Source organism: Paenibacillus sp. GCM10027627 (assembly GCF_042675505.1).
Taxonomy (GTDB): Bacteria; Bacillota; Bacilli; order Paenibacillales; family Paenibacillaceae; genus Pristimantibacillus.
In genome coordinates, this window is sequence record NZ_JBHTHB010000003.1 from 439,113 (window position 1) to 453,820 (window position 14,708).

At 42.8% G+C, this 14,708-nt stretch carries 8 protein-coding genes; 4 read left to right on the forward strand and 4 right to left on the reverse strand.

Going from position 1 to position 14,708, the window contains the following annotated elements:
• Positions 1 to 427 precede the first annotated feature (427 nt).
• From ACFQZE_RS13875 to ACFQZE_RS13885, 3 genes are all read left to right on the forward strand, one after another.
• Positions 428 to 7,435, forward strand: a complete 7,008-nt coding sequence (locus ACFQZE_RS13875; RefSeq protein ID WP_379357874.1) for a glycine-rich protein — start codon at positions 428 to 430, stop codon at positions 7,433 to 7,435.
• Between the two features lie 117 nt (positions 7,436 to 7,552).
• Positions 7,553 to 8,629 (forward strand): S-layer homology domain-containing protein, encoded by a 1,077-nt coding sequence (locus ACFQZE_RS13880; RefSeq protein ID WP_379357876.1) that lies wholly within the window; start codon positions 7,553 to 7,555, stop codon positions 8,627 to 8,629.
• A gap of 323 nt (positions 8,630 to 8,952) precedes the next feature.
• Complete coding sequence (locus ACFQZE_RS13885) at positions 8,953 to 9,489, forward strand: superoxide dismutase family protein (RefSeq protein WP_379357878.1); 537 nt, start codon at positions 8,953 to 8,955, stop codon at positions 9,487 to 9,489.
• Between the two features lie 183 nt (positions 9,490 to 9,672).
• On the opposite strand, the gene ACFQZE_RS13890 is transcribed toward ACFQZE_RS13885, so the two are convergent.
• From ACFQZE_RS13890 to ACFQZE_RS13900, 3 genes are all read right to left on the reverse strand, one after another.
• On the reverse strand, positions 9,673 to 10,710 hold the full coding sequence (locus ACFQZE_RS13890) for a serine hydrolase domain-containing protein (RefSeq protein ID WP_379357880.1): 1,038 nt from the start codon (positions 10,708 to 10,710) through the stop codon (positions 9,673 to 9,675).
• Positions 10,707 to 12,194, reverse strand: coding sequence for an amidase family protein (locus ACFQZE_RS13895; RefSeq protein ID WP_379358233.1), 1,488 nt, complete (start codon positions 12,192 to 12,194; stop codon positions 10,707 to 10,709). Before ACFQZE_RS13895 ends, ACFQZE_RS13890 begins: the two co-directional genes overlap by 4 nt.
• A 93-nt stretch (positions 12,195 to 12,287) precedes the next feature.
• A complete protein-coding gene (locus tag ACFQZE_RS13900) occupies positions 12,288 to 12,749 on the reverse strand; it encodes a hypothetical protein (RefSeq protein ID WP_379357882.1) in 462 nt (153 codons plus the stop codon).
• Between the two features lie 386 nt (positions 12,750 to 13,135).
• Here ACFQZE_RS13900 and ACFQZE_RS13905 point away from each other — a divergent pair, with 386 nt between their 5' ends.
• Positions 13,136 to 13,777: a universal stress protein gene (locus ACFQZE_RS13905; RefSeq protein WP_379357884.1), complete on the forward strand. Its 642-nt coding sequence runs from the start codon at positions 13,136 to 13,138 to the stop codon at positions 13,775 to 13,777.
• A 15-nt stretch (positions 13,778 to 13,792) separates the two neighbouring features.
• Here ACFQZE_RS13905 and ACFQZE_RS13910 read toward each other — a convergent pair whose 3' ends face one another.
• Complete coding sequence (locus ACFQZE_RS13910; RefSeq protein ID WP_379357886.1) at positions 13,793 to 14,674, reverse strand: LysR family transcriptional regulator; 882 nt, start codon at positions 14,672 to 14,674, stop codon at positions 13,793 to 13,795.
• Between the last annotated feature and the right edge of the window lie 34 nt (positions 14,675 to 14,708).

Here is a 14,708-nt window from a genome sequence, read left to right on the forward strand (position 1 = left end):
TTTAAATAATAATGTAAAGTATATTAAATATTAAAAGTAATAATTAATTATTAGTTTAAACCTCTCCTTAAAATTAACCCCCCTGCCCCTTCTTAAAGGCAAGCCATTAGTCACTGGCAACAGCTACTCGGCCCGATTGAATTTCATTTTAATATTAATTAATAGATCGAATAACCTATCATTTTATGTAAATATATAATCCTCACTACCTCCATTACTTAAAATTTAGGTATTCCTTCCTGACGATCAAAAATGAAAATCGCCCGCGTTGTATGGGTTCCAAAAATAGCAAAAATAATTGATTTTATATCGATTCTATGGAATTATATTTATATGGCATAATTTGTCGATTTTGGTCATAGTGGGATGTTGCCCCCCTCAACAGGTTCATCCCTATTTAATAGATAGCGAAGGAGACGATACGGAGATGCTCAAGAAGAAAAAAGTTCAGAAGTATTTATCTGTATTCTTAGTAATAGTTATACTTCTCTCACTATTTCCTCAACGACCTATTACTAATGTGGTAGAAGCTGCTGTAGTAGGCGGCTCAGGTTCTATACCATCTGGAGGTACGACAGGTAAAGGCGGGGGTGTTAACCTAACTGCTGCTTACCGAGTAGGATTAGTTTCTGAAACACTATCTGAAAAAGATAAATTTGAAGTAGGCATGGATAATCGTGCTGTCGAAGCTAAGTTGCGTGAGCATTACAGTAATCACTTCCCTAAAATGAGCAATTCCGTCATATTTGCTCCAGCAGCCAATTATAGATCTGATGCTGGATTAGCTTGGTATTCAGCTAGTTCTGGAGAAATGAACTACGCTGAAAAAGATGCCAACTACATGGCAGGAAAAATAAGGAAAATTGATAGCGATCATATTAGAAGAGAACCTAATTTTTATAATGAGCTTATTAAAATAGCTCCTTATGATGGTCAGGCAAGTAATCTTAAAAAGTTAGGAAATAAAGTATGGAAAAATATTATCAACTGGTCTCCTAGTTGTACGAACTCATGTGCTAAATTCGCATCCTCTACTTGGAATTACATTCTAAAAGATCATTATCTTATAGAAGAAAGAATACGAGAATATACGAAAGACTCTCAAGCTAGCGGTAATCCTCGACAAAAGTATGAAGCACGTTTGAGCTATTTGGATTTATTAATTTCTTTATACGTGTTAGCACCTAAAGAAGAAGCTGACTATATAGCGGGCGAGATAGACAGGTATATAAGTGATATTAATCTCGATACTAATCCTCTACTATTAGCTATAGATACAGTATCTAGATTTTACACACCGAAGGAAAAATTTAATTTTTTGTTTATCCCTAGCATAGACTTTGTTCTATGGGCACATGGAGCAACTCCAAAAAACGATTTAAGGGAACCTACCTTTGATTCGGGATCTATTAAGAGTAATACAAAGGATCTTATCAAACTCTCTGCGGATAGATCTATAGCCGAGTTGCCGAGCAGGTCCAGAACTACCAAGAGATATGATGAAAATAATGCTTATTCGTATGGTTACAATGGTGTAACAGGATATACTTTCAGTACCGCTTCTAATAAAGGTGTTTGGTCTGGTAGAGGCAGTGTTGATTCCGGTATTATGGAAGCCTTAAAGTTTGACGATGCTGGGAAATTCTATGGATTTATGATTACAGGAGGCCCACAAAATAAAATAGATACTATTATAGATAAGGGAAAATGCGAGTGTTCCCAAAAAGTATCTCTTACAATGGATAATTTAGCTGCCCCTAAAACCCATAAAGTAGATACTCCTAAAATAAATAAGAAAATAAATATGGCTATAGAAATTGATCAAACAGATGAAGTAATAAAAAACTGGGAAAAATTCGTAAACTCTGCAACTGGAAGATCAGATTTCAAGTTAAAAGTAGTGCTTTATAGAAATTATAGGGAGGGTGGGAATGGGGATCCTGCTAAATGGTCAGTTGTATCTCCAGCACCAGCACATAGTAAAGAAATCGATATAAAGGATACTAAAGTACTTATAGATTATTTAAAAGGAACTAAGTCCATCTATACGGATGATTTAATGAATTATCCAATGAAAGAACCGGATAAGGTAACCTTTGCGTACAATGCCAGCATAATTGTGAGCTGGACAGAAAATGGAGTAAGAGATCAAATTACTTGTGCAAGTTTATTAAAGCAATCACCTGAAATAACTTTTTTAAGAGACAAGCCAGAACCAGAAACAGGTGAGTATACTTCGTCTCCAGAATTTTGGTCAGAGATTAAACAAGGTACACCTTCTATGACTGGGACAGGATCTAATGAATCGTTTGAAGCTATGTCAGGAACTCCTACAAATAGAAGTTTATACTTTGCTTCTGGCGGTTCGGAATTTATTGTAGATGTGGCGGTAGAATATGTTCCAGAGGTTAAATCCACTAGGAAGTATAGAGTACTTTATGAAGGTGGAGTACCTAGTGAGTTTAAAATCGGGGATCAAGCTAAAAATTATACCGTTCCTTCTCCAAATGGTGCATCTTCATCCCGTTTAGTTGTTAACGGACATAGTGGCGGAGAAGTTACCGCTACTTGGACCGGACCTCTACCGTATATAGGCTCTGTAACGTGGTCCGATCATACCGTTAAAATAGACAATAGATGGAGCTATAATGCTTATAATGCAGCTAAATCTCAAGCAAATGCATGGGCCGCCGCTGTAAATGGATTTACAATAACTCACACAGCTGCCAGCGATAAAGTTACTAGGAGATTTAACAGTTGGGGTGCAAAAATAGAAGATGATATAAAAAACGAGCCTGGTGGTACAGCAAATCCAGGACAGCCTTATATAGCTCCTACTAAAACAAGTTCAGGTCAAGCCTATATACCTGCGAGCGGCACAAACGGATCTGATGGGACTTATACTATAACGGTTACGGGTAAATTACCGGCCAAAATTATAGACGGTCCTTCTTCCACTTATGATCTTCCTCCAATAGAGGATACTTGGAAGCAAACGATCACCTATGACTACACAAAAATTACAAAAGCTAAAGTGTGGAAAATAGAACAATCTAAAGTCGATGGAATGACTCGACTTGTAGGAACAGATAAAATTACGGCTAAAATAGTACAAGGCGATCCCACCGTTTTTTATAATATAGCTGATCCTAATCGATTAGAAAATCATGCAAGTGAGGAAGGCAGACTGAGATATTCGGTGGAGCCTGATCAACATGATACTGTATTGTGGAATATGGGACCTAGAACCAATAAAGATGATGGAAATGGTCATAATGGTTTAATAGGTCATTTTGGTCAAGGTTCTTCATGGGCTACGGGAAATCAATATACGAATGGAAGTTATTCCGATGTTCCAGACTATCACATGAATAATTCTACTGCCAAAGATAAAAATTCTGTAGAACATACGATGTTCGAAACAAAACGAAAGCTCCCATTAGAAGTAACAGCTATTTCTGATTTTATAGTTCTACAGACATCTTCTGGAGATCAGTCAGTCATGTATTTTGAAAAGACTGTTAAGGGGCAAAAGCCGCAACTAAAAGTAGATATACCTAAGACTCCATTTGAAACTCAATGGACAAACAACAAGAACTCAGCTGCTGAATGGGCAGCAAACCATATAAATATTGGATCTTATAATGGTAAATACCTCAATCCAAACATCAAATATTCTGGTTACAAAAGTAGCAATTTAGTTACTATTTTTGATACTCTGCCGGCAGGTATAGATAAGCCTGCCCGTCCTAATAAGTCTTTACGATTAGTAAATACTACTGATGTTAATCCTATTGTAACTAATCCTAACGGTTTATACGTAACAGGCACTTCTACAGTCTTCTATAAGAACGTTATAAACAAAGGTACTGGCGTTAGTGCATACTCTACTGCAGTAGATTCGGAATATGGAGCAGCTGGGGAATCGTTTATGAGTACTTATTCAGATTCTCATGCTAAAGTAAATGATATCGTCCTTCATAATCCGGTCTCTACAGAAAAATCTATCGTAATACCTTTAAATTCATCAAGAGATCAAAGAACCAATGCATCAAAAGCGGTTGGCGGCAATCTACAACAGCCTACTACTGAGTATGAAAAAATATTAAATCCTAACTATAGACAAAATATACTCTCTAATGGTTCTGCAGAATTTATCAATAATAATGGATCTGTAGCCGGGTGGAAAACGTGGACTTCGTCTCCAGCAGAAGATGTATCATTCACTCATGAATCCGGTACTCAATGGGTAATGTCTGGGGATAAATCTTTCGAAATATCTACAAAACCTCAGAAAGACCACATCGGAGTCTATTATAAAGATGTAGTCGTGAAACCAAATACAAATTATAAATTTTCTGGTGATATTAGTTGCCATCGCTGTGAGGGTTATTTCTATTTAGACATCTATGACTCTGCGGGAAAAATAGTTTCTTCTCCTGCTAGCACTATAGTATCTAATACTGGAACTAAAACGAATAAAGTTATAACTATTACCACTCCTGCTAACGTATCTAAGTTAAGAGTGCACATCGTTAAAGGTAAAACAGTAGGTACTGATACAACCAATAACGAGCATGTATTTGCTGATGATTTATCATTGCAGAACATGTCTTTACAAGAATTTATTCCGATGGACCCGATTTATGGCATGGCTATGGTACTTAATCCCGACTATAGTACTGCACCTAAGGAAAATAACTTTGCCTACACTGGAAGTATGCAAACCTTTACGGCACCTAAAACGGGAACATACACAATACAGGCTTGGGGGGCACAAGGCGGTAGCGCTAACGGTGACAATGGAGGTAAAGGTGGATTCTCTACCGGTACAATAAACCTAACAGCCGGTGAGGTATTAGAAGTTTACGTAGGAGGAACTACAACTACCGGTACTGGCGGGTGGAATGGCGGAGGATCTGCTGGAAGTCAGGCTAAAGGCGGTGGCGGTGCTTCTGACGTTCGAAAGCTATCTGGAAATAAAACAGAATCAATCGTTTTTGAATGGAAGAATACGACTTCAGTAAACACTAATTACGATAATATGCTTTACACTGATTCATTCAATCATACTGCCTCTCCTTCTGATGTAATAGAAATAAAAGTAAAAAATAATTCGACAAATACTAGTGGTCAAGTATTTTTCTCTACGACTACTACTGGTTGGCAAGAAGCACTAAGTAAGCATTTTGCCATGACAACTCAAGATTCAGATTACAAGGTATATAGAATACCCATTGGGGAAATTAGCACGTGGACTGGCACTATAAGTCAATTGAGATTTGACTTGGCTAACGGTACAAACATTAGTACGGTTGATATAGAATATTTAAGATTATTAAAGACAAATCAATCTGAAAAGAGAATTATAGTCGCTGGCGGCGGCGGCGGCGGTCAAGCAGGTAAAGGTGGTGCCGGCGGCGGTTTAACCGGATTAAAAGGATTAAAGCAGTGTTGTGGTACTGAAGGATTTGGGGGAACTCAAACAGCTGGCGGTACTGGAGGAAGTCAAGGCTCCCTAGGTCAAGGAGGCAACGGTGTAACTGGAACAGACGGTTACTCTGGCGGTGGCGGCGGTGGCGGTTACTACGGTGGTGGCGGTGCTAGTACTGACCATTCATACGTTGATGACGGCGGTGGCGGTGGTGGATCTGGTTACATCGGTGGAGTAGCAAACGGCTCTACATTAGATGGAGATCAATCAATGCCAAACCCACTAGGAGGAAATCAAACTGGTCAGTCAGGAAATGGCTATGTTAGAATATTTTCTCCGGCAGGAGCTACTGGTCCTCAGTATATTGAAGAGGAAACGGTTCTCGATTCTGGATTATCTTCTCCACCAGAGAGTGCTTATATCCTTAACCCTATAGTAAATAATCCTTCAGATCCCGTTAACGTTCCCGGGTTAGGCTCTTACAGCCCTGGTAATTTTATCAATCTAGATTACGGATTCCAAATCTATTTCCCTAATAACGGAGACTTCTATGGTAATGGTGCTTGGGGTATTCCTCAGGTAACGGCTACGAGAGGTAAGGGTTTTATAGATAATATGGATACTACGGAGTGGACTCAATCTAAAGCTGTTAAATTTGATTTCAATGTTATTTACCAGAATCAAATGCATGCGGCGGGAGAATGGATAGATTTACCGGTAAGCTGTAATGCTTTTAACTGTACTTATGATTTTTATGTACCTTTAGGGAATAGAGAAGCAATAAGTGCTAAAGTCGAGTTTAAAGCTATAGCGATAAATGGTAGCTATTTAGAACCTACAGCCCAACCGACTAACAAAATAAGAGACTCCGCTTTGCGTGCTTTGCATAGTGCTTTAAAGGGGTACAATATTGACGTTGTGGGTAGAATTGGTAACTTTGTAATCGAGGATACTGGGGATTTTAGATTCTCTAATTTATTCAAGAAACCTTTAGTGCCTACACAGTGGATTGTTCCAAACATTGTAAAGAAAGTAAATCCAAAAGAACAAAATATAATCGTAGGAGATAAAATAGATATTAGAGGATTACCAGTAAAAGCAGATCATAACTATCTTAATACTTACGGTACTGTACCTCATCTAGATAAAAATCCTATGGCTCTACCCCTTTCTCCAGAGAAGAACAATATCGCCGCTTTGAGAAAACAACCAATGAGACTGGGTTATAAAGTGTTCTCTGATTTTCAAACGATAGGAAACTATTATAACAGCGTTCAAATTATTCCTTATTATTATGCTTTAAACTTGAAGAATGGAAGTATTAAAGAAGTAGATGTTTATATGGACGTTAATGGTAAATACAAGCCTATCAATAAACACGGACATGCAGTTCCCGGATGGGATCCTACTACTATTCATCAATTTGTTTATAGCTTGGATTGGAATAATGAGAGCGGTAGAAGAAACTATCACACACAGGAAGCAAGCATTACGGATAAAGTCATGAATTTCGCTAACACATCTGCCCCTGGGGAACCTAAATCAATGCTCCAACCTTATGGTAATCAATATGCTTTTGGTACTGCTCAAATCTTATATCTGACTGGAAGAAATAGAACTTTTATGGGATCTACCAGGACATATGGAGAAGACAAAAATCCAGGAAATAAGTTACAAGAAGAGACCTATCAAATGCAAGCTCAGAGATGGCATATTACGTATAGTTTGCCCTCTTCTGCAATTGTAGTTGAAAAAGGAAAAGCTCCATCTCAAGGCAATATAGATGCTTTTAGGAATAATAACACTGTTATATTGATGGCTGCTGATATTAAGTCTATTGGAGATACCTATGCGTTACAATATGGATCACTTAGTCAAAACACTCCCATCAAAATAGCAGGTACAGAATGGCCTATCACATCTATTCCATTCCCAGTGATAAATGTTTATTCTGCTAATAAATCTTCTGCTGATGACCTTGAAATTTCTGGAACGCACTAAGCCTTCGGATTGAGGGTAGTTAGACTACCCTCGATCTATTTTACTAAACATAATCAATAAACTAAGTCAATATTTTGTAAAATTAACCACAGATCAACCTAAAGGAGATATATTTGAATGATGAAAAAGTTTATCGTAGGTATTACAGTTATCTCTATGTTACTTGCCTCCTCTCCTGTCTTGGCATCGGCTAAGAATCAACCATCCGACTGGGCAAAAGCTGAAGTCAGTGCCTCTATTAAGGCAGGATTAGTACCGAGTAATCTTCAATCCGATTATCAGAAGCCTATTACTCGTGGCGAGTTTGCACAACTTCTAGTTCAATCCATGTTTGCTAATTTCAAAAATATTAATAGTCATTATAAATATTGGACTTTAGAAGACTTTAACAAAAAGGTAGAAGTAGTTACGGGATTTACAGACACGGATAAAGATTATGTAAAAGTAGCGTTTGCTCTAGGAGCGATTAATGGAGTTTCTGAAACTAAATTTAAACCAAATGATTTAATCACTAGGCAAGAAGCTGCAACAATGCTGGCTAATACTATCCACATGCAAACAGGCTTCTCCTATAGAAAGAATACTAAAGAGTACGGATATTCTGACTTTGATAAAATAGCTTCTTGGGCTAAACCTGCTGTTATGTTAGTACATAGTGCTGAAATTATGGAAGGTACTGGTGGAAAGTTTGACTATAGTGGCAAATATACAAGAGAACAGTCAATAACTACTTTAAAGAGGATTTATAATAGACAGTCTATTAGTCAGGTGGCTTTCCGCGGGAATATTCTTAGTCTTTTTGCTTCTGATGAATTATCCTTTATTGTAACGAAAAATTCTGTAAAGGTTAAATTTGATGAGTCATCCAGTGCAAATAATAGTATTGTTTCGGACTTTAGAGACGAGTGGAGAACTTACAAAGAAACGAAAGATCAAGAGTTTAGTCCGCCCAAAGGTGCAATTATTTACGGATTTCAACAAGTTACTGAAAGTAGAAGCACTAAACCACTTTTAGAGAAAACTTTTGCAGGTAAATCTGTAAAAATAGATTATGGCTATATGGTCATGTCTACTTATAATAAGGATAGTCTTATTGAATTTAAATTTAAAAAGATGGCAGGTTATGCCTCTTTAGTTGCTGGGTATACTTATGGATTCCCTGAAGTAGCTGTTACTCCGAAAGAGATTAAGTAAGCTACTTATTGGGAATAAAACATGGAAAAACCTCCCTCTCCGCTTACGGCAGAGAAGGAGGTTTTTTGCTCTACTTGCAACAATTTGATTTATTGAGCAGCCGGGTTATCCAATGCTTCCAAAACAATGATCTCCTCCGAAGCTTCAGGCATGAAACAGCTAGCTTCAGAAAAAACTTCTCAACATAAGCCTAAGCTCCCTCCTCGAATCTGACAAAGCACTGTCTCTATCCCTTTGGAATAATTTTCAATTTTATGAACATGCTAAAGGTAATGCCGTGTTTGAAACGGCTATATTTGAGCAACTCGATCCAGGAGGATTTTATGAAAAAGAACATGATTACTGCGGCCTTGCTTCTATTGTCGCTGTCTCTCATCCTTGCTTTTGCGAAGGGGGAAGAAAATAAAGAACCTGGGGGCATTCTCGTCCCGATTGTCAACGCCAAAGGGGAAGAAATCGGCAGCGCCCGCCTTACTCAGCAAGGCAAAAAGGTGCTGCTTGACGTGGAGGCAAAAGGATTACCGCCGGGCACACACGGTATCCACTTCCACAATGTCGGCAAATGCGATCCACCCGATTTCAAAACGGCGGGTGATCATTTTAACCCCACTGTCAAACAGCATGGTTTTAAAAATCCAAAGGGCTTTCACAGCGGAGACTTGCCTAACATTGTCGTCAAGGAAGATGGAACGGTTCAAGCCAAGCTGGAAAGCGCCGTCGTCTCTCTGGAGCGCGGCAAGCCCAACTCCCTGCTGAAAGAAGGCGGAGCTGCCATTGTCATTCACGAGAAGGCGGACGATTACGTCACCGATCCTTCCGGAAATTCGGGCAGCCGCATCGCTTGCGGGATTATTTCTTAATCAAGTTCAACTAGAAACTTAAAAGACTTAAAAAAGCTGCCGCAAAAGGATTGCTCCTCCGCGACAGCTTTCTTTGATTGTATAGGGTGACTTCCTGCTGCCTCTTTCGCTGAATCAGCTTAGCTGTCTGTTTGTCTGTCTTGTGTGTCTTGTCTGCTTCCGCACTTTACTTATGTTGCGAGTTTAATCGTTTAACCCTATTAACTGCTTTTCAATCCCCATCGCGATTTCCCAAGTGCCAGAGCCGTTATTGCTTATGACATGAGCTCTCGCCCTAGACTTCACATATACGGAGGAGCGCATAGCGACACCGGGATCGCCGCCCATTACAAAATATTTGAAAATGGCGCCCTCCCGCACAACGATCCATACCCCATAACCATAGTGTATCGATTCGTCGCTTTGAGCCTTGGAGGCCAGCATCGTTTCCGTCATATCCCGGGAGAGCAGCCGATGATTCAACAAAGCTTCCCAAAATAGATCCATATCCTGCACAGTTGTATAAGCTCCTCCATCGGGGCCGCCTACAATCGGAAGGTCATACCAATTGACCCGCCAGCCAGCGTCCGACTCTATATAGCCAAGCGCTGTTCTCTCCGGCAGCCGATCCAGCGGGAAATAGCCGGAATCCCTCATCCCGCAAACCTCGACAATATACTTTTCCACATAGGACTGAAAGCTTATGCCCGATACTTGCTCCACAACGAGACCAAGCAAAATGTAGCCGGAGTTGCAATAACTAAACTTCTCTCCAGGGGCAAATGTCATCGGCCTATGCTGAAATAAAGGGAGAAAATCTTGGACGGTACGAATCGAATAATTCGGCACCTCTTTCCATAAAGCGCTGAAATCATCCATCGTTTCTTCGTCAAAATAATCGGGAACGCCCGAAGTATGGCATAGCAGATGATGGATACGAATCGATGGATCAAACAGCGGAAACTTCTCGTCTACACAGTCCTTCAGCAGCGTATCGAAGGTTAGAGCTCCTCGCTCCACAAGCTGGCAAATGGCCACCGCCGTAAAGATTTTGCAGCCGGAGGCGATTCCAAACCTCGTGTCCGGCCCATTTCCGATTTTGTCGCTCCGATTGGCATAGCCATACCCTTTTTCAAAGGCTTCTCCCGTCCCATCCAGTACGCTCACTGCTCCTGTAAAGGGATAGCCGGACTGACCGTCGTAACGGTTCACAATGGTTTCAATCTGTTCTCTTAAGCTCATCCTCTAATCACGTCCAAATCCGGCGGCATGCGATGACGAGTCGCCTGCTCAAAGCCGTAGGCTAATTTAATAAGAATGGGTTCGCTATAAGCGCCGCCTGAAAAAATAACGCCCATTGGCCCTTTTGTTGAATCTCCGTCGGCATCCAGCACTCCAATTTCCACATAACCAGCCGGAACACAGACAAGCGGGTAGCCCATTCGTGCCGCCATATAATTGCCATGAACATCTCCCGGCAGCAAAAGCGCATCCAGCCTGTAATGCTCCAGCAGAAAGTCGATTCCTTCCCTGCGCCCCTTTTCCCGATACGTGTGCTGCAAAGAGGTATATTCCTCTTCCGTCATTCCGTCAGCTTCGGATTGAACAAAAAAGTTTTGGCCATATTTCAAAGCCCGCTCCTTATGCTTTTCGTTATAGTCAATCAACTCGTCTAATGAGTGTACGGATGCGCTCGGGCCCAGCTTACATAAGTAACGGTTCAACCCCTGTTTGAATTCGTGGCAAATAGCGGCTTGATTCCAGTTGTTTTCGTCCAAGGGCATTGGAATGGAATCCACAATCGTGACGCCTTCGTTACGAAGAGCCGCGATCGCTCCCTCCATTACGGCAAGCCTTTCTTCATCCAAATGACCGTAAAAATCGCGCGGAATGCCAATTCGGGCATGCTGTAAATAGTCGGCATCCAAAAACGGCGTATAATCGCGATAAGCTTTATTTTCACTGGCAGCCGTAACTTCATCGTCCGGATCGACGCCCGTCAATGCTCCGAGCACAATAGCCGCATCCGTTACGGTTCTCGCTAGCGGCCCCGGCGTATCCTGACTGTACGAAATGGGAATGACACCGCTGCGGCTCACCAATCCGACAGTGGGTTTAATGCCGACAAGGGCATGCTGGTTCGCAGGCCCAACGATGGACCCCGCCGTTTCCGTCCCAATTGCGGCCGCACACAAACTGGTGGCGGCAGCGGCAGCTGAACCGGAGCTGGAACCGCTCACGAACACTTCCCCCGGCCCGTACGGATTAAGCACCTGCCCCCCGCGCGAGCTGAAGCCGGAAGGCATCCGGTTCGACATAAAATTGGACCATTCCGTCATATTGGTTTTCCCCAGCAGCACAGCTCCCGCTTCCCGCAGCTTCGCCGCGACAAAGGAATCTTGTGCCGCAATAGAATGTTCCAGCGCCAGCGAACCGGCGCTTGTATGCATAGAATCGCCCGTATCGATATTGTCTTTCAAAAGAATCGGGATGCCATGAAGAGGCCCACGGCTTCCTGTTTCCTTCCGTTCCACATCTAGTTCCCGAGCAACCGCCAGAGCGTCCGGGTTCATCTCCAATACCGCGTTAATGATCGGATTGATCAGCCCAATCCGCTCCAAATAAGCCTCCACCAGCTGCTCCGAGCTAAATAACCCGTCTTCCATAGCCGATTGCAGGCTGCTTATATCCGCTTCCGATATCCAGTCCTTTAAAGAAACGACCATCTCGTTCACTCCTATATCCAACTCCTAAGCCAAACGTTTACATATAGGATTAATTTAACATACCGCTTCACAGGCCCGATACGGAAAGTTTAATTATAGTGAACTGTATGCGAGGCCGTCCTCCCTCTCCTGCTGTTCCAACTCTGCCCTTAGCAAAAAGGAATGTCTCGCTCCCGATGTAAACATCACATGATTGGCGCCAAGCTGGCGGTATATCGTCGGTACCGGCACGGATTTGTCGCGCTCAACCGATTGAATGACAAACACGGATTGTGCGGTCCAAGAGCGGCAAATGAGCAGGTATTGGCATAAAATCGGTAGCGACTTTTCAAACAAATATATACGTCCTACCGGAACGGCAGGCGCCAGATCGCCTTCGCCGTCATGTTGACGTACCATCGCGATTTGCTCTACTCCTTGCTCTTGCATATAAACCATTTGCTCTAGCGTATGAGCCAGTCCAAGCACGGGAATTCCCGCCTGCAAAAGACCTTCCATAAAGGTTCTTCCCGCCTCGTCCGGAGCGGACAGAACGACATGTTTAGGTTGATTCAACGGTTAGGCCCCTCCTGATCACGGCGCTTTATCCAAGCGCTTGCGTCATAATTATTTGCCACATCATATACGCTATGGAGATAAACCGTAAACCTGATTTAAAGGCGAATAGCGGCCGTCGGAAGCGGTAAAACCATACTTTGCAGAAGCAATGATTGGTTTTCTGGAAAAAGCTTCACCACGCTCCTATTTGCACGTTGATTGGTACCATTGCGATATGGAATTCGAAGAAAATATGGCCTTCCCCAGCCAAGATCGCGTTTAAACGCTTCTCAACCGTTGTAACAGGCAATTTTGAGGATAATCCGTTTATTTACAAACCGCTTTTTGGCTTTGTAAGATGAGGTCATGACTTGAGCTGCTTAAACATCGAGGGGGGTCTATCTGTGGAGCAACCTAATTCAACGGAGCACATACTCGTCTGTGTCAGCTACGGACCAAATGCAACGCGGCTCATCCAGCGCGGGGCGAAGCTCGCCTCCGTATGGAACGCGCCGCTGACGGTTGTCACCGTCGAGCCGGAAGGAGCCGGGCAAATCGACGATTACCGCCAGCTCGACCATGTTCTATGGCGATCGCTGGCCGAAGACAACGGCGCCGAATTTCTCATCGCAAGAGGCCCCGCCTCCCGTGCCGCTCATGCGGTCATTGGGATCGCCATCGAGAAGCGGGCGACACAAATCGTTGTCGGCGAGTCCGCCCGAAGCCGCTGGGAGGAACTGACGAAGGGGTCGTTCCTTCAAGCCATTTTGCATCAGCTAAGCTCAGTTGAAATTCATGTTGTGCCCATTCGAAAAGAACCGTTTGATCAGTCGCCGGAATTTGAAACGGGTGTGCCCGCTTGGCTGGTTCAGAAGGAAAATCGGCTTGTACTCTCTTTTCAGAAACAATCGGATATTCAACTGGAGGGCCTCTTCTACAAACGAACGAATACCGATTTTGACAACGGCATTTTTCAAATGAGGCGCGGTCAGCAGCTGCTGTTGTACCGAGTAAAGGACGGCATCGTCACCGACCAAATTCGATAACGGCGATAGCAGCAGTTAAACGAGGGAGTCCCCACTCTCTTCCAGCAGCAGATCAAAAAAAGCTTTGTGGGCTTTCGATTGCCATTTGTTCCTGTGAGAGCAGATTTGCGCATAAAACGAAAGCGGCGTTCCGGGAGCATCCAGAACGGTCATCTTCCCCTCTCGAAGCAGACCCGCTACGCTCAATCTCGGCATCAAGCTGATACCCAGTCCGCTAACGACGCATTGTTTCATCGCTTCCATGCTTGTAAATTCCATATAGTTGCTATCGTTCATCCCTATCTCGTTCAAATAGCTTTGGAAGGAACGGCGAAGCGAGCAGTTTTTTTCGCTGAAAATCAGGCATTCCCCCCGCAGTTCATCCACCCGTTTGCCTTCCAGATGAGTTCCCCCGACAAAAAAGACGGGTTCCTCGAAAAGCACATGCACCGAAAGCCGGGCATCGCTCACAAGCGGCTCCATCGTAATCGAAATATCCAAATCCCCGCTATGCAGCCTCTCCCTGAGCGGAATACAGTTGTCGTTAAGAAGCGACAGCGTGACGTCGGGGTATCTTTTTTTGTACTGTGATAAAATAGGCCCCAGCTTGTACACGGTCATGGTCTCCGAAGCGCCGACACGAAGCTCCCCGCGAATCGCACCTCCATCCTCGGAAATTTGCTTGATTTTCGCATAGGTATTCAGTAGCTCTGCCGCATAAGGATACAGCTCTATCCCTCCAGCCGTTAACACAATTCGTTTGCCCAAGCGGTCAAACAGCGGATAGCCGATCCCTTCTTCCAATTGCTGAATATGGGAAGTAATCGTCGCCTGTGAATATTGCAGCGCTTGAGCCGCTTTCGTAAAGCTGCCCAAGTCGGCCGTCATTTTGAACGTTTGAAAATGGCGAATGTCCATCGTTTTTCCCCTCTTTGATATCAGAAATACTGAA